The 24510-nt window shown below is 64.5% G+C and carries 24 protein-coding genes and 2 pseudogenes; 14 read left to right on the top strand and 12 right to left on the bottom strand.

All coding sequences use genetic code 11. The features are described 5' to 3' along the window. Positions 1 to 26: 26 nt before the first annotated feature. The 4 genes from L6D80_RS25065 to L6D80_RS25080 are packed head-to-tail and all read left to right on the top strand — an operon-like array spanning position 27 to position 3856. Entirely contained in the window at positions 27 to 1091 is a 1065-nt protein-coding gene (locus L6D80_RS25065; protein ID WP_176512943.1) for an acyl-CoA dehydrogenase family protein, read from the top strand. Beyond that, positions 1088 to 1909, top strand: coding sequence for an ABC transporter ATP-binding protein (locus tag L6D80_RS25070; protein ID WP_176512942.1), 822 nt, complete (start codon positions 1088 to 1090; stop codon positions 1907 to 1909). The genes L6D80_RS25065 and L6D80_RS25070 overlap by 4 nt, the downstream gene beginning before the upstream one ends. Beyond that, complete coding sequence (locus L6D80_RS25075) at positions 1896 to 3101, top strand: ABC transporter substrate-binding protein (protein WP_176512941.1); 1206 nt, start codon at positions 1896 to 1898, stop codon at positions 3099 to 3101. The genes L6D80_RS25070 and L6D80_RS25075 overlap by 14 nt, the downstream gene beginning before the upstream one ends. Continuing rightward, the gene (locus L6D80_RS25080; protein WP_176512940.1) at positions 3101 to 3856 is read left to right on the top strand and encodes an ABC transporter permease; all 756 of its coding nucleotides are present in this window, start codon (positions 3101 to 3103) and stop codon (positions 3854 to 3856) included. The genes L6D80_RS25075 and L6D80_RS25080 overlap by 1 nt, the downstream gene beginning before the upstream one ends. A 105-nt stretch (positions 3857 to 3961) precedes the next feature. Here L6D80_RS25080 and L6D80_RS25085 read toward each other — a convergent pair whose 3' ends face one another. Together L6D80_RS25085 and argC are read right to left on the bottom strand one after the other, a co-directional pair. Next, a complete protein-coding gene (locus tag L6D80_RS25085; protein ID WP_176512939.1) occupies positions 3962 to 4648 on the bottom strand; it encodes a GNAT family N-acetyltransferase in 687 nt (228 codons plus the stop codon). A gap of 80 nt (positions 4649 to 4728) precedes the next feature. Further along, positions 4729 to 5670 (bottom strand): N-acetyl-gamma-glutamyl-phosphate reductase, encoded by a 942-nt coding sequence (gene argC / locus L6D80_RS25090; RefSeq protein ID WP_054902731.1) that lies wholly within the window; start codon positions 5668 to 5670, stop codon positions 4729 to 4731. Between the two features lie 151 nt (positions 5671 to 5821). On the opposite strand from argC, the gene L6D80_RS25095 reads away from it, so the two are divergent. Further along, positions 5822 to 6703, top strand: coding sequence for a LysR family transcriptional regulator (locus L6D80_RS25095; RefSeq protein WP_054902730.1), 882 nt, complete (start codon positions 5822 to 5824; stop codon positions 6701 to 6703). Positions 6704 to 6905: 202 nt separating this feature from the next. Here L6D80_RS25095 and L6D80_RS25100 read toward each other — a convergent pair whose 3' ends face one another. Continuing rightward, a complete protein-coding gene (locus L6D80_RS25100) occupies positions 6906 to 7556 on the bottom strand; it encodes a TIGR04211 family SH3 domain-containing protein (protein WP_054902728.1) in 651 nt (216 codons plus the stop codon). Between the two features lie 204 nt (positions 7557 to 7760). Beyond that, the gene (locus L6D80_RS25105; RefSeq protein WP_054902727.1) at positions 7761 to 8810 is read right to left on the bottom strand and encodes a YVTN family beta-propeller repeat protein; all 1050 of its coding nucleotides are present in this window, start codon (positions 8808 to 8810) and stop codon (positions 7761 to 7763) included. A gap of 288 nt (positions 8811 to 9098) precedes the next feature. On the opposite strand from L6D80_RS25105, the gene L6D80_RS25110 reads away from it, so the two are divergent. Next, positions 9099 to 9578, top strand: a complete 480-nt coding sequence (locus L6D80_RS25110) for a VOC family protein (RefSeq protein WP_054902726.1) — start codon at positions 9099 to 9101, stop codon at positions 9576 to 9578. Between the two features lie 27 nt (positions 9579 to 9605). Here L6D80_RS25110 and L6D80_RS25115 read toward each other — a convergent pair whose 3' ends face one another. Next, a complete protein-coding gene (locus tag L6D80_RS25115; RefSeq protein ID WP_236183083.1) occupies positions 9606 to 10589 on the bottom strand; it encodes an AbrB family transcriptional regulator in 984 nt (327 codons plus the stop codon). 205 nt (positions 10590 to 10794) lie between these two features. Between L6D80_RS25115 and L6D80_RS25120 the strand changes: the two genes are divergently transcribed. Then, positions 10795 to 11697, top strand: coding sequence for a LysR family transcriptional regulator (locus L6D80_RS25120; RefSeq protein ID WP_054902724.1), 903 nt, complete (start codon positions 10795 to 10797; stop codon positions 11695 to 11697). 40 nt (positions 11698 to 11737) lie between these two features. Here the strand turns inward: L6D80_RS25120 and L6D80_RS25125 are convergent, their stop codons facing one another. Next, positions 11738 to 12610, bottom strand: a complete 873-nt coding sequence (locus L6D80_RS25125) for a LysR family transcriptional regulator (protein ID WP_054902723.1) — start codon at positions 12608 to 12610, stop codon at positions 11738 to 11740. Between the two features lie 134 nt (positions 12611 to 12744). Here L6D80_RS25125 and L6D80_RS25130 point away from each other — a divergent pair, with 134 nt between their 5' ends. The 7 genes from L6D80_RS25130 (at position 12745) to L6D80_RS25160 (ending at position 19888) form a co-directional block, all read left to right on the top strand. Next, positions 12745 to 13866, top strand: coding sequence for a muconate cycloisomerase family protein (locus L6D80_RS25130; RefSeq protein WP_176512937.1), 1122 nt, complete (start codon positions 12745 to 12747; stop codon positions 13864 to 13866). A gap of 15 nt (positions 13867 to 13881) precedes the next feature. Then, the gene (gene catC / locus L6D80_RS25135; RefSeq protein ID WP_176512936.1) at positions 13882 to 14172 is read left to right on the top strand and encodes a muconolactone Delta-isomerase; all 291 of its coding nucleotides are present in this window, start codon (positions 13882 to 13884) and stop codon (positions 14170 to 14172) included. Positions 14173 to 14211: 39 nt separating this feature from the next. Further along, positions 14212 to 15147 (top strand): catechol 1,2-dioxygenase, encoded by a 936-nt coding sequence (gene catA / locus L6D80_RS25140; protein WP_176512935.1) that lies wholly within the window; start codon positions 14212 to 14214, stop codon positions 15145 to 15147. 210 nt (positions 15148 to 15357) lie between these two features. Next, positions 15358 to 16716: a spinster family MFS transporter gene (locus L6D80_RS25145; RefSeq protein ID WP_176512934.1), complete on the top strand. Its 1359-nt coding sequence runs from the start codon at positions 15358 to 15360 to the stop codon at positions 16714 to 16716. 1 nt (position 16717) lies between these two features. Beyond that, on the top strand, positions 16718 to 17677 hold the full coding sequence (locus L6D80_RS25150; RefSeq protein ID WP_176512933.1) for an AraC family transcriptional regulator: 960 nt from the start codon (positions 16718 to 16720) through the stop codon (positions 17675 to 17677). A gap of 97 nt (positions 17678 to 17774) precedes the next feature. Then, the gene (locus tag L6D80_RS25155) at positions 17775 to 18875 is read left to right on the top strand and encodes an NAD/NADP-dependent octopine/nopaline dehydrogenase family protein (protein WP_176512932.1); all 1101 of its coding nucleotides are present in this window, start codon (positions 17775 to 17777) and stop codon (positions 18873 to 18875) included. Continuing rightward, the gene (locus L6D80_RS25160; RefSeq protein ID WP_054903749.1) at positions 18872 to 19888 is read left to right on the top strand and encodes a 3-hydroxybutyryl-CoA dehydrogenase; all 1017 of its coding nucleotides are present in this window, start codon (positions 18872 to 18874) and stop codon (positions 19886 to 19888) included. Before L6D80_RS25155 ends, L6D80_RS25160 begins: the two co-directional genes overlap by 4 nt. On the opposite strand, the pseudogene L6D80_RS30555 reads toward L6D80_RS25160, so the two are convergent. The 6 genes and pseudogenes from L6D80_RS30555 to L6D80_RS30560 all read right to left on the bottom strand — a co-directional run. Further along, positions 19850 to 19996: pseudogene (locus L6D80_RS30555) on the bottom strand (hypothetical protein); the annotation flags it as partial. The gene L6D80_RS25160 and the pseudogene L6D80_RS30555 sit on opposite strands and share 39 nt — an antisense overlap. An 18-nt stretch (positions 19997 to 20014) precedes the next feature. Next, positions 20015 to 20641, bottom strand: a complete 627-nt coding sequence (locus tag L6D80_RS25170; protein ID WP_176512931.1) for an NIPSNAP family protein — start codon at positions 20639 to 20641, stop codon at positions 20015 to 20017. A gap of 95 nt (positions 20642 to 20736) precedes the next feature. After that, complete coding sequence (locus L6D80_RS25175) at positions 20737 to 22032, bottom strand: MFS transporter (protein WP_223849227.1); 1296 nt, start codon at positions 22030 to 22032, stop codon at positions 20737 to 20739. Positions 22033 to 22054: 22 nt separating this feature from the next. Then, positions 22055 to 23299 carry an OprD family outer membrane porin gene (locus L6D80_RS25180; RefSeq protein ID WP_054903746.1) on the bottom strand — a complete coding sequence of 415 codons (1245 nt, stop codon included), beginning with the start codon at positions 23297 to 23299 and terminating at the stop codon, positions 22055 to 22057. A 110-nt stretch (positions 23300 to 23409) separates the two neighbouring features. Beyond that, the gene (locus tag L6D80_RS25185; protein ID WP_176512930.1) at positions 23410 to 24369 is read right to left on the bottom strand and encodes a PDR/VanB family oxidoreductase; all 960 of its coding nucleotides are present in this window, start codon (positions 24367 to 24369) and stop codon (positions 23410 to 23412) included. A 10-nt stretch (positions 24370 to 24379) separates the two neighbouring features. Next, positions 24380 to 24510: pseudogene (locus tag L6D80_RS30560) on the bottom strand (aromatic-ring-hydroxylating dioxygenase subunit beta); the annotation flags it as partial.

Raw genomic sequence — 24510 nt, forward strand, 5'->3', positions numbered from 1 at the left:
CCTGCGTTTTCAACAGGAGTAGGGACATGCTTGATTCTGCATTTCGTCAGTGGCTGGATGCCAATACCGAGGCAATCGACCAGGGCCGGTGCGACCCGCACCGCGTGCTGGCGCACATCGCCGAGTCGCAGGTGCTGCGCATCGGCGTCGACCCGGCGCTGGGCGGGAGCGGGGGCGAGGTGACTGACGCCGTCGAGGCGATCGCTGCCATTGCCGGCCATTCGCTGGCGTCGGCGTTTGTCTGCTGGGGCCAGCGTGCCTTCATCGAATACCTATTGCAAAGCCCAAACCAGGCGCTGCGCGAGCGCCTGTTGCCTGGCCTGCTGACCGGCGAGCTGGCCGGTGCTACCGGCTTGTCCAACGCCATGAAGTTCCTTTCTGGCATTGAAGCGCTGCAGGTGCGGGGCCGCCCGCAAACCGAGGGTTGGGCCCTTGACGGCCGCCTGCATTGGGTCACCAACCTGCGCAAGAGTGGTTTCGTGGTGGCAGCAGCCATCGAGGACGACGCCGGTGGTGTGCCATTCGTGTTGGCGATCCCCTCCGATGCTGTGGGGCTGGAACGGTCCGACGACTTGCAACTGATGGGCCTGCAGTCGAGCAACACGGCGGCCCTGGCGTTCCATGAAGTGGCGCTCAGCCGCGACTGGCTGTTGCATGAAAACGCCCGTGAGTTCCTGCCCAAGGTGCGGCCGGCGTTCCTCGCGTTGCAGTGCGGTATGGCTATCGGCCTGGCGCGCCGTGCGCTGGACGAGGTGCAGGGGCACATCAATGGCCGTACTTCGTTCCTCGAAGAAGCGCGCCAGGTGCTCCAGGAACGCCTGGAAAATACCGTGGCAGCGCTCAAGCAGGGCTTGCTCGAAGGCCGTTTCCTCAGCCAGCCTGCCGCACTGTTCAAGCTGCGCATCACCCTGGCTGAAAGCGCCGCCGACGCTGTGCAACTGGAGCTGCAGGCCAGCGGTGGCAAGGCCTACTTGAGTGAATTCGGCGCAGGGTTCGCCCGCCGCTGGCGTGAATCGGCCTTCGTGCCCATTGTCACCCCAAGCCTGGTGCAATTGCGTGCCGAACTGCACCGCCAGGCGGCCAGCGCATGAGCCAACCGTTGCTCGAAGCCCGTGAAATAAGCCTGGGCTATCCACGCGAGGGCGGCTGGCAGGAGGTGCTGGCGCGTTTCGACTTGCAACTGGCGCCTGGGGAAGTGGTCACCATCCTCGGGCCCAGTGGTGTCGGCAAGTCCAGCCTGCTGCGGGTCCTGGCCGGCCTGCAGCAGCCGCGTGGCGGCAGCGTGAACTTGCACGGCGAACCGCTGCAGGGGCCCCATCCGCGCCTGGCAGTGGCCTTTCAGGACCCAAGCCTGCTGCCGTGGCTGAGCCTGGAAAAGAACGTGGCCTTCGGCCTGGACTTTGCCCGTCAGCCCAAGCTGAGCGCAGCCGAGCGCCGTGCACGCATCGACCATGCGATTGCCGCCGTGGGGCTGGCCCATGCGCGCAACCAGTACCCGGCGCAACTGTCTGGCGGCATGGCCCAGCGCACTGCACTGGCCCGCTGCCTGGCACGCCAGCCCGAGGTGCTGCTGCTCGACGAGCCCTTCGGTGCTCTGGATGAAGTGACCCGTGCCGACATGCAGCAACTGCTGCTGCAACTGATCGCCACGCATAACACCGCGGCGGTACTGATTACCCACGATATTGACGAAGCCCTGCTGTTGTCCGACCGGGTCCTGCTACTGGGCGATCACCCAGCGCACATCCTCGGCCAATGGCACATCGACCTGCCGCAACCTCGCACGCATCGGGTCGAGGAGTTGGGGGCGCTGCGTATCGACATTCTCAAAACCCTTCGGCGGGCAAGCCGCGCAGCTGAACCTTCCTCTACCCCCTTGCCCTCGGAGGCTGTCCATGTGCATGGATGACTGCTGTTCCTCTTCTTCGCGTCGCGACTTCCTCAAGCTCAGCGCCATGCTTACTGCCGCCGGTGCGCTGCCGCTGCTGTCGAGCCTGCAGGCGCGTGCTGCCGCCGAACCGGATGCGCCAGTACGCATCGGCTACCTGCCGATCACTGATGCCACGCCATTGCTGGTGGCGCACAACAACGGCCTGTTCGAGGCAGAAGGCATCAAGGCTGAGCGCCCGGTGCTGCTGCGCAGTTGGGCTCAGGTGATCGAGGCGTTCATCTCTGGTCAGGTCAACGTCATCCACCTGCTGTCGCCCATGACGGTATGGGCACGCTATGGCAGCAAGGTGCCGGCCAAGGTAGTGGCGTGGAACCACGTTGGCGGGTCGGGCCTGACTGTAGCGCCGGACATCACCGAGATGAAACAGCTCGGTGGCAAGACCGTAGCCATCCCGTTCTGGTATTCGATCCACAACGTGGTGCTGCAACAGATGCTCAACGACAACGGCCTTACACCCGTGTCCAAGCCGGCCAATGCGCCACTGGCAGCCAATGAGGTCAACCTGCTGGTGCTGCCACCCTCGGACATGCCGCCGGCACTGGCCAGCAAGCGCATCGCCGGCTACATCGTGGCCGAACCGTTCAACGCCCTGGCTGAGAACCTCAAGGTCGGCCGCGTTCAGCGTTTTACCGGTGATGTCTGGCGCAACCACGCCTGCTGCGTGGTGTTCATGCATGAACATGACCTGAACAACCGTCCCGAGTGGTCACAGAAGGTGGTCAACGCCATCGTCAAGGCGCAGCACTGGACCCGCGACCACCGTGCCGAAGCCGCCGCGCTGCTGTCCAAGGCCGGCCCCAACAAATACACCCCGCACGAGCCGGCTGTGCTGACCAAGGTGTTGGCCCCGTCCGCCGAAGACCGCGCCAGCTACATTGCCAGCGGCGCCATCCAGCACCAGCAGTGGGACGAAAAGCGCATCGACTTCCAGCCTTACCCGTTCCCCAGCTACACCGAGGAACTGGTCAAGCGCCTGAAAAACACCCTGATCGAAGGCGAGAGCGGTTTTCTGGCCGGCCTGGACCCGGCGCAGACCGCTCGCGACCTGGTCGACGACCGCTTCGTGCGCAACGCCATCGCGGCTGTCGGCGGCCCGTCGGTGTTCGGCATCGCCGACAGCTTCGAGCGTAGCGAGGAGTTCGCGGTCTGATGCGCAAGCATGTCGTACACGCTAGCCTGGGGCTGGTTGGTTTGCTGGGGTTGTTGCTGTTGTGGTGGGCCGGTGTGAGGCTGTTTGGCGAGGCCGATGGGCTGTCGGCGCGCTTCTCGCCCCAGGCAACCTTGGCCAGCCTGGTCGAACTGCTGGGGCAGGGGGAGGTTTACGGGCACATCTGGGTCAGCCTCAAGCGTATTCTGGTGGGCCTGTTGCTGGCGCTGCTGATCGGCGTGCCCCTGGGCCTGCTGGTGGGCAGCTACCGGCACCTGGAGGCCGCCACCACACCGGCCTTCCAGTTCCTGCGGATGATCTCGCCGCTGTCGTGGATGCCCGTGGTGGTGATGCTGATGGGGGTGGGTGACCAGCCGATCTACTTCCTGCTGGCCTTCGCGGCCCTATGGCCGATCCTGCTCAACACCGCTGCTGGCGTGCGTCAACTGGACCCTCGCTGGCTGCAATTGAGCCGCAGCCTGAGTGCCACGCGCTGGGAAACCTTGTGCAAGGTGATCCTCCCCGGGGTGATCGGCCATGTGCTGACCGGCGTGCGCCTGGCCATCGGCATCTTGTGGATCGTGTTGGTGCCCTGCGAAATGCTTGGGGTGAGCGCAGGGCTGGGGTACTTCATTCTGGATACCCGCGACCGCCTGGCCTATTCGGAACTGATGGCGATGGTGTTGCTGATCGGCGTGCTGGGGTTCATGCTCGATGCCTTGGCCCGTGGGCTGCACCGGCGTTGGGTGCATGCCTGACGGGCCGGTGTGGTTTTATCGCCGGCAAGCGGGCTCCCACAGGAACCGAGTTTCCTGTGGGGCTGCTGCGCTCCACTTCTCCCGCCGGCGATAGAGCCCCCCAGCTCAATGCACCGTCTTGCGCTGCTTCACACACTCACGCGCGCGCATTGCCAGCTCATCCAGCCACTCATCCCGCTGCTGCTCAGCCTCGATCATCGTATCCTCCCCCTGCTGATTGAGCAGGTAGGTATGAATCTGATGCACCTCGGTGGTCTGGTAGATCGGTGCAATGTCCAATCGCCCGATCAACGCGCCACTGGCGTGCCCGGTGCTGCTCATCAGCACCTGCGGGCCGCTGGCCGTTACCACCTGCATGCCCATGGCCTCGAACCACGGCACCTGGTGCACAAAGGCATTCAGCTCGACACTGGCGTACCGCGCCTGCACGTCGCCCAGCAGGGCACGGGCGACGCCTTGGCGGCGGCGCTCAGGTACCACGGCGAGGAAGGCCAGTACACAGGCCTGTGGGTTGTCCTGGGCGGGCAGCGCCAGGGCGAAACCAAGCAGTTGGTCCGGCGCCTCGGCATCCAGCGCGAGCGTGAGCTGCACGTCCAGGCCGCGGGTGCCATCCATCGCCTGTAGGTATTGGTGCACCTCCATCCCCACCCCGTATTGGTACAGCGGGTACAACGGGTTGTCGGCACGAATGGCGACACTGCTCAGATCGCCGACGTGATGGATCACCAGTTCGCGGATCTGGTTCTGGAAGGATTCGGGCGGCACGCTGTCGAGGCGGCTCAGGATGAACATCGGTGGACGGGCTCCGGCTGCGGTTGAATCACCCCGCGCCGGATGGCGCGGGGTACACAGTCTAACCCCTTTTTACTGCGTCAGCCTTGCGCCTGCATCGCCGCCAGCATCAGGTCGAGGTTCTGCACCGCAGCGCCCGACGCGCCCTTGCCCAGGTTGTCGAACACGGCGGTCAACAGCACCTGACCGTGCTCGGGGTTGGCGTACAGGGCCAGGCGCAGCTCGTTGCTGTCGTTCAGTGCCTCGGGGTCGAGCGGGGTGGCCGGGCCGTGCTGGTGCAGCGGCGATACCTGCACGTAACGGGCGCCTTGATAGTGTTGCTCAAGGCACGCTTGCAACTGCTCGGCGCTGGCCCCGCCAGGCAGCAGGCGCAGCTGCAGTGGAATGCTCAGCACGATGCCCTGGCGATAGGCCGCATAACCAGGCATGAACACGGGCCGTGTCGACAGACCGGCGTGCAGCTGGATTTCCGGTACGTGCTTGTGCGCCAGTTCCAGGCCATACAACTGCAGGGTCGGCGCCCGCGCGGCGTCGGGCTGTTCATGCCGCTCGACGGCCGCCCGGCCACCCCCAGAGTAACCGGAAATGGCATGGATGCTCAGGGGATAGTCGGCCGGCAGCAAGCCGGCTTTGACCAGCGGGCGCAGCAGGGCGATGGCGCCGGTGGGGTAGCAGCCGGGGTTGCTGACACGCTTGGCCTGGGCAATACGCTCGGCCTGATGCGCGTCTAGTTCCGGCAGGCCGTAGACCCAGCCAGGCGTGGTGCGGTGCGCCGAGCTGGCGTCGATCACCCGTACTGCTGGGTTATCAATGGCTGCCACGGCCTCGCGGGCGGCCTCATCGGGTAGGCACAGCAGGGCGATGTCGGCGCTGTTGATGGCCTCGCTGCGCCGTTGTGGGTCCTTGCGCTCGGCTTCGGGCAACGTCAGCAGGCGCAGGTCGTTGCGCCCCGCTAGGCGGGCGTGAATCTGCAGGCCAGTGGTGCCTTGGTCGCCATCGATGAAGACAACAGGGTTGTGCATGGTCAGCGTCCGGTCAAAGGAGGATGACCTATGCTCGCCTGTGGCGGGTGTAAAGGAAATTTGAATATCATGATGCTGGTGTTCAGTTATTCTGAATTTGAAACCACCTGTGCCGACCCTTTCGCAGGCTCGCCCCAACAGGACCTCACCCATGCGCGAAATCAGCCTCGACCGCCTCCGCACCCTGGTGGTGATCACCGACCTAGGCTCATTCGCCGAGGCCGCCCGCCAGCTCAACCTGGCGCCGCCAACTATCAGCTTGCACGTGGCTGAGCTGGAGGCGCGGGTTGGCGCGCCACTGCTGACCCGCAACCGCAACCAGATCCGTCCGACGACTATCGGCGAAACCCTCTTGGCCCGTGCCCGACGGTTGCTGGCCGATGCCGACCTGGCGCTGGATGAAGTGCGCCGACAAGTCGAAGGCCTGACGGGCCGGGTGCGCCTGGGCGCCTCCACCGGCGCCATCGCACACCTGCTGCCCAAAGCGTTGGAGCATCTGCGGGTGGCGCACCCAGGTATCGATGTGCAGGTCCAGGTGCTCACCTCGCAGGCTTCCCTGGCTCGGCTGCGCGAAGGCGCCCTGGACGTCGGCCTGGTGGCTTTGCCGCAGGTGGCGGGCAAGGGGGTCAAGGTCACCCCCTGGCGGCGCGACCCGATCCTCGCCTACGTGCCCGCCGAGTGGCAGCCACCAGCCAAAGTCACCCCGGCCTGGCTGGGCCAGCGCGCCTTGATCCTCAACGACAACAGCACGCAACTGTCGCGCGTGACCAGCGAATGGTTCGCCGCAGCGGGGTTGTACCCTGAGCCGCGTATTGAGCTGAATTACAACGACGCTATCAAGAGCCTGGTCGGTGCCGGTTATGGTGCCACGTTGCTGCCCCAAGAGGGCGAGGGGGCGGAGCTGGACCGGCGTATCGCATGCCGGCCGTTGCGGCCGGGGTTGTGGCGGCAATTGGGAATTGCTCGTCGGGAAGGCGAAACGGAGCGGGCCATCGGTTTTGTCTTGGACGCGTTGGAACGGTTGCGGCAGTAGGTACCGCGTTTCGGGCCCAGTGAGTCAGCGCCGTGCTCACGGCCTTGCCGGTGGTCAGTCATCGGCCGACCGGGCCAAGACTATTTATAACAAAGCCCGCGGGAAATAGGTGTGTGCCTGAACTGGCCGCGTCGCGGTGCCACCCGCCAGGGGCCGGTTCAGGGTCGACGACCGCCTTGGGTCGGCAGCGCGCAGGCGCCCGTCAGAACCAGCGGTCGTTCTTCTTGCGCCCGCGTGTCAGGGCCGGCAGGATCAGCCCCGCCAGCAGGCCAGCGCCGGCAATGCTACCGCCATAGACCATGTAGCGCATCATCACCTGCTTGTTCTCGTCGCCCAGCCGCGCTTGGGTATCACGCAAGGCCGATTGGGACTGGTCGAGTTGCTCGTTGAGCGCCTTGTTGCGTGCTTCCAGTTCATCGATCAGTTGCTTGCGCGAGTCGAGGGTTTCCTGCATGCCTTGCACGCGGTTCTTCCAGCTGTCGTCGATGGTCTTGAGCTGGCCGGACAACTGCGCCACCTGCGCATCGAGTTGCGGCAAGCGTTCACCCTGGCCCGGTACGGACTGCAGGTCGCTGGTGAGTATCCATACCAGGTCACCATTTTGCCCGCGCACCTGGCTGTAGTTACCCTGGCTACCAACCAGGCTGAGTTTTTGCCCGGACTTGAGCGTGCCGACAATGCGGTGGCCATCGGTCGGGCCGCTGCGTACGTAGGTGCTCAGGCTGTCACTGACCCAGCGCGCATCGCTGGCCGGCTCTTCGGCATGTACGGGGGCAGCGAGCGCCACCAGGGCGGCGATCAGGCTGCCGCGCAGGGCAGGGAGTGCGAGGGAGACTGGGCGGGATTCAGGCATGTTGGGTCTTCGCTGCAACAGAAAAAGTAGGCCCGATGACGTGTGATCATGCAGGGGCCGGTGAACCGGTCGGTGAATTGACCGTCAGCGAAAGACCGCGTTTTTGTAAGCAGGTTCACTGCCTTGAGTAGGAATTCTCTGCAGGATGTTGCAACCCGGCGCGGCGCGTCCTGGCATGGCCGCGCCGGCTGGGGGCGTGACAGATCAGCTCTCAGGCTGCGGGACGATGGCCAGCGCATCCGGCTCCGGCCCCGTTTTCCAGCGGTCTTTCTCGGTCCAGCTGGCCGTATCGATCACCGCCACCTGATCACTGCCACTGATAGCCACATAGGCCCGCTTGCCGTCGGGAGACACCACCGCACCAATCGGCAGCGCCTGGGCGCCGAGCAGGGTTTCGCGGTAATGCTCACCCTCCTTGGCCAGGCCAATACGCTTGATTTCACGCTTGGCCGCCACGTCGATCACGGCCAGTTCCGCCGACTTCGCGCAGGTCACCAGTGCATACTTGCCATCTGGTGTCATGGCGATGCGGATCGGGAACAGGCCAGTGCGGATACGGTCAGTGACCTCCAACCGCTTCGCGTCGACGATCACCACCTCGTTACCTTCGCGATTGCTGACCCATACCTGGGTGCCGCTCGGGGTCACCGCGATGCCTTCACTGCCGTTACCGGTCGGTATGTCGGCAATCTTTTTCTTGTGCAACAGGTCCACTACCGACAGCGTGCCCGACTCGACATGGGTCACATAGGCCCGGTCAGCGCCCGGTGACAGCGCGACCATGTGCGGCTTGCCGCCACCCACGTCGATGCGATCGAGCACCTTGCCCTGGGCTAGATCGACGATCAACAGGCGCTCACTGTCTTCGGTGGTGACCACCACCCGCTGGCTGTCCGGCAGGAAGCGAATGCCGTGGGGGCGCGAGTCCTTGCCCAGGTCGATGGTGCGCACCACGGTGCGTGATGGCCAGTCGATCACGCTCAGGCTGTTGTTGGCCGTGCCCTGGGCACCGTAGTTGCCCACCGCTGCCAGCAGCCCGTTACTGGCCACCACCACTTCGTGCGGGCCGGTACCCACCGGCAGACGGGCAAGTTCCTGGCCATTGGTGCTGTCCAGCGCCCAGACGCTGGCATCGGCCTTGTTGCCTACCAGCAATACGTCACTCGCCCAGGCGCCTGGCACGCAAGCCATCAGCGCACTGGCCAGGGCCAGGCGACGCAGGTGGGGGAACATCGGTTCGAAAGGGAAGGGCATGTCCAGTCTCCTTTGGATTGCAGTCCATGTTGCATGCTCAAAGGCTGTGACCGGGCCTGGCGTGCGAGAGTTTAGTTTTTTATTGCCTAGCTGGGCTTGTGACTGCGCGAAGGCTGGGGGGAGGGGCGCGATGTAACCGGCAAGCTTGCGCTGCAAACGCCATTGTTCACTGATTGCCCGCTCGCTCATTGCCACGCGCATCCGCGTCAACAGCTTTTCAGTAAATGTCCCCCCGTCCTGGCTGAGGCGCTAGACTCAATGTTCTCTGCCTGTCCATGGAGCCTGACCATGACTGCCAAGAACACGATCTGCCTCTGGTTCGACCATGATGCCGAGCAAGCGGCCACCTTCTATGCCAGTACCTTTCCGAACAGCCAGGTCGTCGCGGTGCACCAGGCACCGAGCGACTATCCATCGGGCAAGGCGGGGGACGTGATCACTGTCGAATTCACTGTCATGGGCATCCCCTGCGTAGGGCTCAACGGCGGGAAGGCATTCACCCACAGCGAGGCTTTCTCGTTCCAGGTCAGCACCGAAGACCAGGCCGAAACCGACCGGCTGTGGCAGGCCATCGTTGGCAATGGCGGCCAGGCAAGCGTGTGCGGCTGGTGCAAGGACAAGTGGGGTATCTCGTGGCAGATCTGCCCACGTATCCTCATCGAGGCCATCGGCAACCCGGACCGGGCAGCGGCCAAGCGGGCTTTCGAGGCGATGATGACAATGGACAAGATCGATGTGGCGGCAATCGAGGCGGCGTTGCGGGGCTGAACAAGTGCCTGGCATCGGGTGGCCGGCTTACGCCTGGGTCAACCGGATGATCTGCCTGGCACAAAAGGCCCCGGTCAGGATTACCCCAAACAACCGCAGCGTTTGCATCGCCAGCACCAAGCCGACGTCGGCATGGGTTTCTACCGCAATGATCGCCATGGCATCCAGCCCTCCGGGGCTGGTCGCCAGGTACATGGACAGAAAGTCCGTGCCCATCGCCAGGGCCAGCCCCCAGGCAAACGCCGCGCACAACACAATCAACGCTACCGCGCCGGCAATCATGGTGGGCAAGCGTTTCCACACATAACGCACGGTCTGCTGATCGAAGCGCAAGCCGATGTAGCACCCGATGGCGCCGTAGGCAACGGCCAGCAGCGATTCAGGCAAGCTGATTGTCAGCCACCCGCCCAGGTGCAGCGCACCCCCAAGCAACAGCGGCATCAGCAGCGCACCGGCAGGCACACGGTTACCGGCCACCAGGCCCACGAACACCACCGCGAGGCTGAGCAGCCCGTCGACCAGCTGCGAGCCCTGCGTCATCGCTGGCGCAGTGGCTGCCGCGCCCGCCGCCGGGGTGGCACCGAGCAGGTGGCTGACCAGCGAGCCGATCATGACCACGCAGACCACACGCACATACTGCATGGTTGCCACCACCCTGGCGTCAGCACCGTGCTCTTCGGCCATCGACACCATGGCTGACGCGGCGCCTGGCGCGGTACCCCAGGCGGCGGTGCTGCCTGGGATGCCGCCGAAACGCACGGTGCCCAGGCCGACGATGGCGCTCAAGGCCACGGTGATGAACGTGGCCACCAGCATCAGTTGCCAGGACTGGGCCATGGAGACCAGCACGGCCCAGGACACCGAATGGGCCACCAATAACCCGACGCAGCCCTGGCCGAAGCGGAACACCTGGCGGTGCAGGCTCAAGCGTGCTCCGCAAACGCCGAACACGATGGCTACCAGCATAGGGCCGAGGAACAACCCGGCCGGTACGGCCAGGGCATGCAACATTTGGCCGAGGGCGCCGGCGCAGGTCAGTAGGGCGAGCCATTGGAAGAGAGGTCTGGAAAAGCCTGAGAGGGCGGTCTGCAACGTAGATACTCCTTGCGCAGCGATAACACGGGGCTGGCAGCGCCAGCGGAGAAAATTATCGACGGCGCAATCTATCAAGTCTATTTTCTACTTTTGATGAATCCATAACTGAAATTCATGAATCATGGACCTGCGTGACCTTACCTATTTCGAAACCATCGCCGAGCTCGGCCACCTGGGCCGCGCTGCGCAACAGCTCAACCGCAGCCAGCCGGCGTTGACCAAGAGCATTCAACGGCTAGAGGAATCGCTTGGCACCCGGTTGTTCCAGCGTGACGGGCGTCGCATCAAGCTCACCGAAGTCGGCAAGCTGTTGCTGGCGCGGGGTAGGCAGTTGCAGTTGAACATCGCCGAAACCGAACGCGAGGTGCGCGATTTTGCCGGCGGGCTGGTTGGCAACATTCGCCTGGGCTGCGCGGCAAGCATGGCCGACCACCTGCTGCCGCACCTGACTGCCGCTTTGCTGGAGCGGGCCCCGGAGGTGACCTTGAAGCTGTCCATCGGCCAGGACGATGTACTCAAGGAGTCCCTGCGGGCAGGGCGGCTGGATGTGATCATCTCCCCCCAGATTGCCGATGACCCGCAATTCACCACGCACCCCATTCTGGAGGACGAAGCCATTGTGGTGGCGAGTGCCGAGCACCCGGTGTTCGCCGGCCCCATCGTGCTCAAGGATCTCTGCCAGTACCGTTGGGTACTGGCGGGGCCGACCGTTACTGCACGGCGCTGGATCGACAATGTGTTCATCGCCCATCAACTGCCAGCACCGCAGGTGCAGATCGAAACCAACGCCATTTCACTGTTGCCGCGGCTGATTGCCCGCACTCAGCTGTTGAGTTTTGCCGCACGGGAAACGGTTGAGCATGGCTTGGGCATGTCGTGGCTGCGTGAGGTACCCCTGAAGGAAACCACCATGCGCAGGACCGTGGCGGTGTCCGTGCGCACGGACGGCTATGTGTCGCCTGCGGCTGAGGCTCTGGTGGCGCTGCTGAAGGACAAAGGCCGCAGCTTCTTCGAGCGGGACTGAATGGCAGGCCTGGGGGCACACCCGCGGCCACCCAGGCGGTTCAACCAGCCTGCTGCGCGATCAATGCCAGGCAGCGCTGCACGATCGGGCTCAGGTCGCCCTTGCGGCGGCTGAGGATGATTGGGCTGACCGCACGGGTGTCGAGCAGGTTCGCGTATTCGATATCGGTCCGGTGCTGCTGCTGCACCGAGTCCGGCACCAGGGTGACGCCCAACCCCACGGCAACCAGGCCGATAGCAGTTTGCAGTTCATTGGCCCACTGGCTGACGTTCAGGCTCATACCGTGGTGGGCGAACAGCGCCAGGATGTGATCGGCATAGCTGGGCCTGGGGTTGGCCGGATAGAGGATGAACGCTTCCTTGGCCAGCTGGGCGAGGGTGAGCGGAGCTCCGGCCAAGGCATGGCCCTTGGGCAGGACGGCCACCAGCGGGTCTTCGCGCAGTACCTGCTGGGCGATGGCCGGGTCGTCGATGCGGATGCGGCCGAAGGCGATGTCGATGCGGCCACTTTTCAACGCCTCCACCTGCTGCACGGTGGTCATTTCGCTCAGGCCAAGCTCCAGCTCACTGTCCTGGCGCAACGCCCGGATAAGCTCCGGCAGCACCGTGTACAAGGTCGAGGGAGCGAAGCCGATGCCCAGCCATTGGCGCTGGCCCTGGCCGATGCGCCGGGTGTTATCGCTGATGTGCTCCAATTGCTGCAGCAAGGTGCAGGTCTGCTCGTAGAAAAAGCGGCCGGCCTCGGTCAGCCGCAGTGGCCGCTCGCGCACCACCAGCAAAGTGCCGAGCTGTTCCTCGAGCTGGCCGATCTGCCGGCTCAGCGGCGGCTGGGCAATGTGCAGCAGTTCGGCAGCGCGGGTGAAATTCAGCGTTTCAGCCAGCACCTTGAAGTAACGAAGGTGGCGCAGCTCCATCAGACCTCCTGGGTATGGTGGGAGATTCATTTGATATTGGACGGCCTTCAGGGTCTCGCGCAATGCTTGAATAATCAAGTAAATGTAGTATCGGGTCTGCGGCCTGCAGCCTGATTTGACGGGACCTTCGAACAATGACAAACGCCCTGATCGAGCGCATCGATGCGCTTATCGTCGACCTGCCGACCATCCGCCCGCACAAGCTGGCCATGCACACCCTGCAGCAACAGACCCTGGTGGTGCTGCGCCTGCGCTGCAGCGATGGTGTGGAAGGCATCGGCGAGGCCACCACCATCGGTGGCCTCGCCTACGGCTACGAAAGCCCCGAGGGCATCAAGGCCAACATCGACGCGCACCTGGCGCCGGCCTTGATCGGCCTGCCGGCCGACAACATCAACGCCGCCATGCTCAAGCTGGACACGTTGGCCAAGGGCAACACCTTCGCCAAGTCCGGCATCGAGAGCGCCTTGCTCGATGCCCAGGGCAAGCGCCTGGGCCTGCCGGTCAGCGAGCTGCTGGGCGGGCGCGTGCGTGACACCCTGGAAGTGGCCTGGACCCTGGCCAGCGGCGACACTGCCCGCGACATCGCCGAGGCCGAGCACATGCTGGAGGTGCGCCGCCACCGCATGTTCAAACTCAAGATTGGTGCCAACCCGCTGCAACAGGACCTGGACCATGTGGTGGCGATCAAGCGCGCACTGGGCCAGCGTGCCAGCGTGCGGGTCGACGTCAACCAGTACTGGGACGAGTCCCAGGCCATCCGCGCCTGCCAGGTGCTGGGCGATCACGGCATCGACTTGATCGAGCAGCCGATTGCGCGCCACAACCGCAGCGGCCAGGTGCGCCTGAACCAGCGCAGCCCGGCGCCGATCATGGCCGACGAGTCGATCGAAAGCGTCGAGGACGCGTTCAGCCTGGCCGCGGACGGTGCCGCCAGCATCTTCGCCCTGAAAATCGCCAAGAACGGCGGCCCCCGCGCCGTGCTGCGCACCGCGCAGATCGCTGAGGCTGCGGGCATCGCGCTGTACGGCGGGACCATGCTCGAAGGCTCGATCGGCACCCTGGCCTCGGCCCATGCCTTTGTCACCCTGCGCCAGCTGACCTGGGGCACCGAGCTGTTCGGGCCACTGCTGCTGACCGAAGAAATCGTCAACGAGCCGCCGGTGTACCGCGACTTCCAACTGCACGTGCCGCGCACCCCGGGCCTTGGCTTGACCCTCGACGAACACCGCCTGGCGCGCTTTGCCCGCCGCTGACCCTAGGAGAACACCATGCTGTTCCACGTGAAGATGACCGTGAAACTGCCGGCCGACATGGACCCGGCCAAGGCCACGCAACTGAAGGCTGACGAAAAGGAACTGGCCCAGCGCCTGCAACGCGAGGGCACCTGGCGCCACCTGTGGCGCATCGCCGGGCACTACGCCAACTACAGCGTGTTCGACGTGCCCAGCGTCGAGGCGCTGCACGACACGCTGCTGCAGCTGCCGCTGTTCCCCTACATGGACATCGAGGTGGACGGCCTGTGCCGCCACCCGTCGTCGATCCACGCCGACGACCGTTGATCCAGGCCATTTGCACAAGAACAAGATGAGGTAACCGACATGACCGTGAAGATTTCCCACACCCCCGACATTCAGGCGTTCTTCGAGCAAGTGGCTGGCCTTGGGCATACCGAAGGCAACCCGCGCTTCAAACAGATCATCCTGCGTGTATTGCAAGACACCGCCCGCCTGGTCGAAGACCTGGACATCAGCGAAGACGAGTTCTGGCACGCCGTGGACTACCTCAATCGCCTGGGTGGGCGCAACGAAGCCGGCCTGCTGGCGGCGGGCTTGGGTATCGAGCATTTCCTCGACTTGCTGCAGGATGCCAAGGACGCCGAGGCGGGCCTTGCCGGTGGCACCCCACGCACCATCGAAGGCCCCCTGTACGTTGCCGGCGCGCCCATTGCCCAAGGTGAGGCCCGCATGGACGATGGCACCGACCCGGGGGTGGTGATGTTCCTTGAAGGCCAGGTGTTCGACGCCCAAGGGCAACCGCTGGCCGGCGCCACGGTCGACGTGTGGCACGCCAACACCCAAGGGACTTATTCGTACTTTGATTCGGCCCAGTCGGCGTACAACCTGCGCCGACGCATCATCACCGATGCCCAAGGCCGCTACCGCGCCCGCTCCATCGTGCCATCGGGCTACGGCTGCGACCCACAGGGCCCGACCCAGGAGTGCCTGAACCTGCTCGGTCGCCACGGCCAACGCCCGGCGCACGTGCACTTCTTCGTCTCGGCGCCTGGGCATCGCCACCTGACCACGCAGATCAACTTCGCCGGCGACAAGTACCTGTGGGACGACTTCGCCTACGCCACCCGTGACGGCCTGATCGGTGACCTGCGCTTCGTCGAGGACGCTGCAGCGGCACGTGACAAGGGGGTGCAGGGCGATCGTTTTGCCCAGTTGCAGTTCGATTTCCGTCTGCAGACCGCTCCAGCCCCTGAAGCTGAAACGCGCAGCCATCGGCCACGGGCGCTGCAAGGCGCCTGAACACGGCCCTGTGGCGTGATGAGTGGCCCCGCCGCCGGCTTGCCGGCGTCAGGGCCGCTACAGGCCTCCACCCGTCAACTGCCATACCATTCCAATAACAATAAAAGGTCCTTGGTCATGCGTAATCCCGCCCCGCGTGCGCTCGCCTGTTGCTGACAGGTCACTGCCTTGTAATCCCTTTCCAGGCTGTCCACTCAGGAATTCGCGAGCATGAATACCCTCACCCAAGAGCAGCACCTCAAGCAGCACAACAAGCGCTATTTCTACGAATGGTACGTGGTCATCCTGTGCATGGTGGCCTATATCTTCTCCTTCGTTGACCGGCAGATCCTGGCCTTGATGATCGAGCCGATCAAAGCCGACCTGCAGTTGAGCGATACCCAGTTCAGCCTGCTGCACGGCCTGGCGTTCTCCCTGTTCTACGCCTTCATGGGCATGCCCATCGCCTACCTGGCCGACCGTTTTTCACGCCCGCGGATCATCGCAGTCGGGGTGATCTTCTGGAGCATCGCCACCGCCGCTTGCGGCCTGAGCAAGAACTTTCTGCAGATGTTCCTAGCCCGTATCGGCGTTGGTGTTGGCGAGGCGGCGTTGTCGCCCTCGGCCTACTCGATGTTCAGCGACCTGTTCCCCAAGGAGAAGCTCGGCCGCGCCGTGGGCATCTATTCGATCGGCTCATTCGTCGGCGGCGGTATCGCCTTTCTGGTCGGCGGCTATGTGATCACCTTGCTCAAGGACGCGCAAACCATCGAGGTGGCGTTCCTCGGCGCCATGAAGGCCTGGCAACTGGCCTTCTTCATTGTCGGGCTGCCAGGGGTGATCGTCGGCCTGCTGATCTGGCTGACCGTGCGCAACCCGCAACGCAAAGGCGCACAGCTGGATGCCGACGGCAATGTACGCAAGGTCAGGCTCACCGATGGCCTGCGCTTCATCGGCCGTCACCGCGCAACGTTCAGTTGCCATTACCTGGGCTTTTCGTTCTACGCCATGGCGCTGTTCTGCATGATGAGCTGGACGCCGGCGTTGTATATCCGCAAGTTCGGCATGAGCCCCGAACAGGCGGGTTTCATGCTCGGCACCATCCTGTTGCTGGCCAACACCACCGGCGTGGTGTTCGGCGGTTGGCTGACTGACCACCTGGCCAAGCGCGGGCACAGCGATGCGGCCATGCGCACCGGGGTCATCGGCGCGCTGGGCATGATCGTGCCCGCCGTGTTGTATTCGCAGGTCGACTCGCTGTGGCTGTCGGTCACCTTGCTGGTGCCGGCGATGTTCTTTGCCTCGTTCCCGATGCCGGCCTCGACTGCGGCCATGCAGATCCTTTCGCCGAACCAGGTGCGGGCCCAGGTGTCGGCGGTGTTCCTGTTGATCAGCAACCTGCTCGGGCTCGGCTTGGGGACGACGCTGGTGGCGCTGATCACCGACCGTTACTTCGGCGCCCCGGCGGCGGTTGGTTCGTCGATGTCGATCATCAGTTTCGCCGCATCGCTGCTCGCCATCGTGCTGCTGGCACGAGGCTGCCGGTGCTTGCGGGACAGCATGCGCCGCGAACACTCGGCTCACGCCTGACATGTTCGCTGACATACGTCTGCTGGAGCGATTCCCGCTGCTCGACCTGGACGATGTGGCCCAGATGCAGGCGCAACTGGCACGCTACCTGTGCCCGCACCAACTGCGTGTGTTGGACAATACGCCTGCGCGCCTGCAGGTCAGCGGCATGGAATTGGCCGGCGCGTGGCTGCTGGCGCTGCACTACCACGCGCCGGTGGAGGTCAGCCTGCAAGGCGACGGCGCACACTACCTGTTCCGCGCCACCTTGCAGGGGCGCTGCGAAGTCAGCCACGGGCGCGAGCGTACGGCGGTCGGTGCCGGCGGCCTGAGTGTCAGTTCGCCCTTCGCCAGCAGCCGGGTCGTCACCGGTGGCGCGTGCCGCAATGTGGTTCTGAGCGTGCCGAGCACTACCCTTGAGCTGCACCTGCAACGGTTGCTCGGACGTAGCCTGAGCCAGCCGCTGGTGTTCGATGTGCCGCTTGGCGCCGGGCACCCCGGTGTGCAGGCATTGGGTCTGGCGCTGGACTACCTGTGCCGGCTGTCGGCACTGGAGCTGAACCTGGGGCCGTTGCGCCAAGGGCTTTCGGACCACCTGGTGCAACTGCTACTGACCCAGTTGCCACACAACTACTCCAATGCGCTTCGCCAGGCCGGCGCCACGCCACTGCCCAGCCATGTACGCCGCGCGCGGGATCACATCGAAGCGCACCTGGACCAGCCGCTGGGCTTGTCCAGCCTGTGCGCGCTCAGTGGCGTTTCGGTACGTACCTTGCAAAACGGCTTTCGTCAGTTCCTGGGGCAGACGCCAGTCGCCTACATTCGCGACCGGCGCCTGCTCGCGGTGCACCAGGCGCTGCAGCGCGGCGAGGGTAGTGTGACCGACGTGCTGTTGCGCTTTGGCATCCACAGCCCTGGGCATTTCACCCAGCACTATCGGCAACGCTTCGGCTGCCTGCCATGCGCCACGCTCAAGCGGTGAAAGGTTGCGTAATCGGTAGCCTGCCTGCGTGATCGGGAGCGTCGGCGACGCGTGCGCTGGCTAGCATCGGCCTACCTCAACACGCGGAGTCATACCTATGCAGGTCACTATTCTTGGCGGCGGCCACGGCTGCTACGCGGCGGCTGTCGACATGGCTGAGCGCGGCCACTTTACCCGCCTGTGGCGGCGCGACCAGGCAGCCTTGCAGGCGCTGCAAGCCATCGGCAGCCTCACGGTGCGTGACTACCGTGGTACCCGGCAGGTTGCCCTGGGTGACCGGTTGCAACTGGTCGGCGACCTGGCCCAGGCGCTGGAAGGCGCCGACCTGGTGGTCATCCCGTTGCCGGCCACCAGCCATCAGGCGCTGGCGGCGCAGGTTGCACCTTTGCTGAGCGATGGCCAGGTGGTGTTCTTGCCGCCGGGCACGTTCGGCACCTGGGTGTTTGCCAAGGCCCTGCGCGACAGCGGCAACCCCGCCCAGGTGGCGTTCGCGGAAACCGGCACCTTGCCTTACCTGGTGCGCAAGCATGGGGCAGATCAACTGGTGATCAGCGCCTATGCCACCCGCCTGCCTACAGGTGTATTGCCCAGTCGCTTGTCAGCGCAGGCGTTCGCCGTTTTGCGCCAGGCCTACCCCAGCGTGGAGCCCATCGAGGACGCCTTGAGCGGTGCGCTGATGAACGCCGGCCCGATCATTCACCCGCCGCTGATCCTGATGAATGCCGGGCCGCTGGAGCACTTCGCGTCCTGGGACATCCACAACGAAGGGACCCAACCGTCGATTCGCCGGGTCACCCATCAGCTCGATGGCGAACGCATGCGGGTGCGAGAAGCGCTCGGCTACCCGGCGCCGCATTTCCCGTTGGCCGACCACTACCACAGCGACCACGGCGATGAGTGGATGTATGGCCGCGGCGCCCACGGCAAACTCACCGACAGCGGTGACTGGCGCGAGAACATCGACCTGCAGCAACACCGCTACATGCTCGAAGACACCCGCCTGGGGTTGTCTTTGCTGATATCGGTCGGGCGTTGGGCCGGTGTGCCTACACCCGTGGCCGAAGGCCTGCTGGCGTTGGCGTCGGCGGTGACTGGCCGCGACCTGTACAGCGAAGGCCGCACCTTGGAAAACCTGGGCGTCGCAGGGCTCGACCGGGCACAGATGGCGGCCCTTTTGCAGGACGGGGTACCCGCATGAGCGGGCCACTGGGGCACGTCGCGGTCATCGGTGCCGGGCGCATGGGCGAGGGCATAGCCCTGGCCTTCGCACAGGCCGGGTGGCAGGTGAGCCTGATCGACTTGAAGGCGCGCGAGGCGCAGGCCCAGGCGACCTATTTCGAGGCCCTGTGGTGCAACCTCGTCGCCCAGGTGGACAGCCTGGTCGCCCTCGAACTGATCGGCACGCAGCAGGCCGCTCAGACGCTGGCACGGATAGGCCTGGTCCCACGGGTCGAAGGCGGACCGGCGCTGGGCCGTTGCCGGTTGGTGTTCGAGGCCGTGCCGGAAGTGCTGACAGCCAAGCGCGAGGCCTTGGCCTGGATCGACCGCCACGTGGCCGCAGACACTGTCATTGCCTCGACCACCTCGACATTCCTGGTCACAGAGCTGGCCGGGATGGTGTCGGCGCCACAGCGCATGCTCAATGCGCACTGGCTCAACCCCGCGCACCTGATGCCTCTGGTGGAGCTTTCGCGCAGTGCGCAAACCAGCGAGGCGGTGGTTGCCGAGCTGCTGGCGGTGTTGCGGGGCATCGGCAAGGCACCCGTGGTGTGTAGCGCCACACCTGGCTTTATCGTGCCACGCCTGCAGGCGTTGGTGATGAATGAGGCCGTGCGCATGGTCGAGGAGGGCGTGGCCAGCGCCGAGCAGATCGACCAGGCGGTGCGCACTGGGTTCGGCCTGCGCTTTTCGGTGCTGGGGTTGCTGGAGTTCATCGACTGGGGTGGGGGCGACATCCTGTACCACGCCTCGGCGTACCTCGGCAGCCAGCTGGGTGAGCGTTACCAGGCGCCGCAGTCGGTGCTGGACAACATGGCAGCGGGCCGTAACGGGCTGCGTGATGGGGTGGGTTTCTACGATTACCGGGAGCTGGATGTGGCTGCGTATCGTCAGGGGCGGTTGGTCGAACTGGTCCAGCGCTTGCGCCAGGCCAACCTGGCGCCGCGTTTTGCTTCAGGCCTTGAAGCGCTGGATCAACCCTTGCTGCTCTGATGCCAGGGCATTGAGTTGCTGGCTGATCCCTGCAGCGCGCTCGGCCTGACCAGACAACGAGGCGGTGACATCGCGTACCGCCTCGACATTGCGGTTGACCTCCTTGCTGGCCAGGCAACGGCAGGGTCAGCTCAGCGGTGAAAACGCGGCAGGCAAGTACACCCCCGATTGCATCTTCTGCAACTGCGGCGCCGAGTTCTCCGGCGGCCAGACCTCGTCGCGCACGGCGCGGGTGCGCACGTCCAGGCGTTGTTCAAGGCTTGCATAGGGCCAGATATGCAAATACCGCGGTACACGGCCACTGGTGGCATAGAACGCCGCGTACACCTGGGAGTAGTCAGGCTCGGTGCGTGGCCCCACAGCCTTGCGCCAGCCGGCCAGGGTCGGTTCCAGGCCGCTGGTGACCAGGTCGTACTCGCGCAGCTCGTAAAACGGCCCGTGCTTACCGGCAGACAGCGGTTTCAGGAACGGGAACAGGCGGTAGTCGTCCATGTGCTGTTCGAGAACGAATTCGCCAATGGCAAAGGCGTCTGTGCAAAGCAGCACCCGTTCACGCTCGGCGGCCTGGGCCTCGGCGCTGCTGAAACGGCGCAGCACGGCGATGGTGTTCTGCGGGCCGATCTCCGATAGCCAGCAGCCGATCAGCTCAACGCCTTCACCCGCCTCGTGCAAGGCCTTTTGCAGGCGGGGAAGGGCCATGGCGGGGGTACGTACGCGAAGGGTGAAGCGCAGCAGTTCGTAGCGGTCGGACATGGGTGTTTTCCTCTGATGCAATAAAAAGCCCGGACCCTCCCCGCACGGAAAGGCCCAGGCAAAAACGTGGCTGCTCGATGCTCAGCGCGGGCAGGTCACTGCCGGGAAGGTTTGATGGACAACACCGCCAGCGTGGTAATTGCCCCCATCACCACCAGCATCACCGACACCGGCCAGGCGTCCTTGTACACGCTGAACAGCGCCGTCGCCGCCAGCGGTGCCAGGCCGCCGGAGAAGATCGACGCGATTTCGTGGCCCATGGCCAGCCCCGAGTAGCGCACCTTGGCGGGGAACAACTCACCCATCAGCGCGGGTTGGGTGCCGATCATCGCGCCATGACAGAACGCCATGCCCAGCAACGCGGCCAGGTACACCCACACAGGGGAGTGGGTGTCGAGCATCCAGAAGAACGGGAAGGCCAGCACCATCAAGCCGACCGAGCCGATGGCATACACCACCCGCCGGCCAATGATGTCCGACAGCCAACCCCAGAACACGATGGTGCCGGCCTCGACGATCATCGCCACCATCACGCTGGCCAGCACCAGCTGGGTGTCGAGCCCGGTGAACTTGGCGTAGGCGATGGTGAAGGCAAGGAACAGGTAAGCGCTGCCGTTTTCGGCAATGCGGATGCCCATGGCCTGCAATACCGCCTTGGGGTGCTTGCGCAGCACCTCCATCGCCGGCAGGTGCTCGGGCGCGTCTTGCTGCGCCTGTTCGGCAACGAACGCCTTGCTCTCTGGCAGCCGCCGTCGGATATACACACCCACGCCGAAGATCAGGATGCTGGCCAGGAACGGTACGCGCCAACCCCAGCTCATCATGTCTTCATGGGGCAGCATCTGCACCAGGTAGAAGGCTGCGGCAGACAGCACGAACCCACCCGACACGCCCAGCTGGCTCCAGGCGGCATAGAAGCCGACCCGTTCTTTGGGCGCATTCTCACTGAGCAGCAGAACACCACCGCCCCATTCGCCCCCTGAAGCCACCCCCTGCAAGACGCGCAGGATCACCAGGCATGCCGGGGCCAGGTAGCCGGCTTGCTCGAAGGTGGGCAGCAGGCCCATGGCGAAGGTGGCCGCGCCCATGATCGCCAGGGTCATCACCAGCGCCTTCTTGCGCCCGGCCTTGTCGCCGATGTGGCCAAAGATCAGGCCACCCAGCGGGCGCGCCAGAAAGCCCACGGCAAAGCCGGCGAACGACGCCATGGTGCCCAGCACCGGGTCGGTGCCGGCGGGGAAGAACAGCGGTGCGAAGATCAGCGCCGCTGCCGTGCCGTAGAGGAAGAAGTCATACCATTCCAGGGCATTGCCCAGTACCGAGGCGATGACGATGCGGCGCATGGTGCGCGGGTCGGTGTCACGGGTGATGCTGGTGTTGAGGTTGCTCATGAGCCATCTCCATGCGGGCCGTTCACCAGAACTTCCAGGTGTAGGAAGTGATCAGGCGGTACTCGTTGTAGTCATTGCCGTAGGTTTGCTGGGTACGCATGTTCTTCAGGTCGAAGGAGAGGTCCTTGAGCGGGCCGCTCTGGATCACGTAGGTCAGCATGATGTCGCGTTCGCTTTCCCTGTCGCGTGCAAGGCCCGGCCCGCGGTCGATGTCAGTACCCTTGATGTAGCGGGTGAACAGCTTGAGCCCGGGCAGGCCCATGGCGGCGAAGTTGTAGCCATAGCGGACCGACCAGCTGCGCTCGTCGGGGCGGATGAACGGCAGGCTCGCCCAGTTCGGCAGCCACAGTTGCGGCACGTAGCCGTTGAGGGTGGGGAACACCGTGTCACCGGTCATGCGCTGGTAACTCACGCCGACCATGTGGCCGCTCTTTTCCAAAGTCATCAGGCCGAAGTAAGCGCGGTTGTCCACCGCGCCGCTGCGGGCGGCCCCGTCCTCGCGGTTGTTGAAATAGCCCACATCGGTTTTCAGCTGGTAGCCGTCGGCGAACGTCAAGGTATGTTTGATACCGCCGTAGTCCTGCTTGTAGACATCGTTGAGCACACCATGGAAGTAACTGCCTTGCAGATCCGGCGTCAGCGCATAGGTGGCACCGACGAAGTCCAGGCCGTCGCTGTCCTGGCTGTCGCTGGTGCCGTAACGGTAGAGGCGCTCATGGTTGGACGATTCGCGGGTGACGATCGACCAGAAGCGCCCGCCCACCAGGGTCAGGTTGTCGATGTCGCGCGATTCCACCACTGCGCCCTGGTACACGGTGTCCAGCTGGCGGCTGGGGTCGTTGGAGGCAACCGGGTAGAACGGCTTCTGATCACCGATCTTCACCAGGGTCTTGGCGTATTTGAGCTTGAGGGTCGCGCCGCCCCGGCTGTAGTCGTCTGCCGCCTGCTGGCGATGCCGGCTGTAGGGCAGCGAGCCATCGTTGCCGGTGGAGTCCAGGCGCAGCGCGTATTGCCCGTTGAGCTCGAAGCCAACGGCCAGCGGGGTATCGGTATAGCCGGACTCGAACTGCAGGTCGAAGCCTTGGGACCAGTTGCCGACCTTGGACACCGGCGCGCTGGAATTGGTGAAGTTGCGGTTCAGGTAGAGGTTTCTGAAATTCAGCGAGAGGTGGCTGTCATCGACCACGTCGCCCAAGCACGTAAGGGGTAGGACGGAACCAACACACAGGCAAAACGATGTCGCACGCAACGGCCATTTGAGTTCCATGGGGTTTTCCTGGAAGTGTGATCAGTACAAGTTCTGGGCAGTTGAAAAACTGGGGCAGAAGAGGGCAGGTCTGGCGCCCGCTTGCCTGTCACGTATTGTTTTTTGTTGTTCTAGATATCCAGCACCAGGCGCTTGCCGCGCGCCCGGGAACAGCACAGCACGATTTGTTCGTTGCTTTGTTTCTCCTCATCGGTCAGGTAGTGGTCACGGTGATCGGCTTCACCTTCAAGGACATCGCACAGGCAGGTGCCACACACACCTTGCTCGCATGACACATCGACCTTGATGCCCACGTCGCGCAGGGCAGCGATCAGGGTCTGGCCTTCTTGCACCTGCACGGTCTTGCCACTGCGTGCAGCGACCACCTCGAACCGCTCGCCCTGAGTGTCGACCTCGGCCTGGAAGTATTCGTGGTGGATGTGCTGCGCGTCGTAACCTTGCTCGCGCGCGGCTTCGATCACCCAGTCCATGAAGCCCGCTGGGCCGCAGGTGTACAGATGCACGCCGGGGGTTGCTCGGCCCAGTACCTGAGCAAGGTCGAGCTGTTGCTCTGGGCCTTCATCGCTGAAATGGGTGAACACGCTGGCGGCAAACGGTGCGGCTAGCAGCTCCTCGACGAAGGCACAACGGCTGCGCGAGCGGCCACGGTAGTGCAGCTCGAAGGGTTGGCCCTGTGCGTGCAGGGCATGGGCCATGGCAATCATGGGGGTAATGCCGATGCCACCGCCCAACAAGATCGAGTGTGTGGCATCGGCGGCCAGTGGGAACAGGTTGCGCGGCGCACTGATGCGCATCGGCGTGCCAGGTTGCAATTGCGTATACACCGCCGCCGAACCGCCCCGGGACTGACTATCCTTGAGCACGCCAAGGCGATACACGTTGGCCTGCGCAGGGTCGCCACACAACGAATACTGGCGCACCAGGTCGGGCGCCAGGTGCAGGTCGACATGGGCACCAGCGGCAAAGCGCGGCAAGGCCTGGCCGTCGACGGCGGCCAGCTCGAGGACGACCACGTCGCCCCCTTGCACCTGGCGGGCCTGCACGATGACGTCGAGCAAGGGGTCGCTCATGGTCATGGCCTCAGAGGATGTAGCCGATACCGGCAAGGGTATCGTCGCTGTTGATCAGGCTGATGACCTTGCGCTGGAGCTGGAAGCCCCCCTCGCGGCGTACCAGGGTGTAGGTCAGGTCGGCGGTGTAGTGCTTGAGGC

The organism is Pseudomonas ceruminis, assembly GCF_021602025.1.
GTDB lineage: Bacteria > Pseudomonadota > Gammaproteobacteria > Pseudomonadales > Pseudomonadaceae > Aquipseudomonas > Aquipseudomonas ceruminis.

Coding starts and splice junctions, on each gene's coding strand:
- L6D80_RS25065 (WP_176512943.1), top strand. CDS start 27: ATGCTTGATTCTGCATTTCGTCAGTGGCTGGATGCCAATACCGAGGCA.
- L6D80_RS25070 (WP_176512942.1), top strand. CDS start 1,088: ATGAGCCAACCGTTGCTCGAAGCCCGTGAAATAAGCCTGGGCTATCCA.
- L6D80_RS25075 (WP_176512941.1), top strand. CDS start 1,896: ATGTGCATGGATGACTGCTGTTCCTCTTCTTCGCGTCGCGACTTCCTC.
- L6D80_RS25080 (WP_176512940.1), top strand. CDS start 3,101: ATGCGCAAGCATGTCGTACACGCTAGCCTGGGGCTGGTTGGTTTGCTG.
- L6D80_RS25085 (WP_176512939.1), bottom strand. CDS start 4,648: ATGTTCATCCTGAGCCGCCTCGACAGCGTGCCGCCCGAATCCTTCCAG.
- argC (WP_054902731.1), bottom strand. CDS start 5,670: ATGCACAACCCTGTTGTCTTCATCGATGGCGACCAAGGCACCACTGGC.
- L6D80_RS25095 (WP_054902730.1), top strand. CDS start 5,822: ATGCGCGAAATCAGCCTCGACCGCCTCCGCACCCTGGTGGTGATCACC.
- L6D80_RS25100 (WP_054902728.1), bottom strand. CDS start 7,556: ATGCCTGAATCCCGCCCAGTCTCCCTCGCACTCCCTGCCCTGCGCGGC.
- L6D80_RS25105 (WP_054902727.1), bottom strand. CDS start 8,810: ATGCCCTTCCCTTTCGAACCGATGTTCCCCCACCTGCGTCGCCTGGCC.
- L6D80_RS25110 (WP_054902726.1), top strand. CDS start 9,099: ATGACTGCCAAGAACACGATCTGCCTCTGGTTCGACCATGATGCCGAG.
- L6D80_RS25115 (WP_236183083.1), bottom strand. CDS start 10,589: ATGTTGCATGCCCTGGCCGTACCGGCCGGGTTGTTCCTCGGCCCTATG.
- L6D80_RS25120 (WP_054902724.1), top strand. CDS start 10,795: ATGGACCTGCGTGACCTTACCTATTTCGAAACCATCGCCGAGCTCGGC.
- L6D80_RS25125 (WP_054902723.1), bottom strand. CDS start 12,610: ATGGAGCTGCGCCACCTTCGTTACTTCAAGGTGCTGGCTGAAACGCTG.
- L6D80_RS25130 (WP_176512937.1), top strand. CDS start 12,745: ATGACAAACGCCCTGATCGAGCGCATCGATGCGCTTATCGTCGACCTG.
- catC (WP_176512936.1), top strand. CDS start 13,882: ATGCTGTTCCACGTGAAGATGACCGTGAAACTGCCGGCCGACATGGAC.
- catA (WP_176512935.1), top strand. CDS start 14,212: ATGACCGTGAAGATTTCCCACACCCCCGACATTCAGGCGTTCTTCGAG.
- L6D80_RS25145 (WP_176512934.1), top strand. CDS start 15,358: ATGAATACCCTCACCCAAGAGCAGCACCTCAAGCAGCACAACAAGCGC.
- L6D80_RS25150 (WP_176512933.1), top strand. CDS start 16,718: ATGTTCGCTGACATACGTCTGCTGGAGCGATTCCCGCTGCTCGACCTG.
- L6D80_RS25155 (WP_176512932.1), top strand. CDS start 17,775: ATGCAGGTCACTATTCTTGGCGGCGGCCACGGCTGCTACGCGGCGGCT.
- L6D80_RS25160 (WP_054903749.1), top strand. CDS start 18,872: ATGAGCGGGCCACTGGGGCACGTCGCGGTCATCGGTGCCGGGCGCATG.
- L6D80_RS25170 (WP_176512931.1), bottom strand. CDS start 20,641: ATGTCCGACCGCTACGAACTGCTGCGCTTCACCCTTCGCGTACGTACC.
- L6D80_RS25175 (WP_223849227.1), bottom strand. CDS start 22,032: ATGAGCAACCTCAACACCAGCATCACCCGTGACACCGACCCGCGCACC.
- L6D80_RS25180 (WP_054903746.1), bottom strand. CDS start 23,299: ATGGAACTCAAATGGCCGTTGCGTGCGACATCGTTTTGCCTGTGTGTT.
- L6D80_RS25185 (WP_176512930.1), bottom strand. CDS start 24,369: ATGAGCGACCCCTTGCTCGACGTCATCGTGCAGGCCCGCCAGGTGCAA.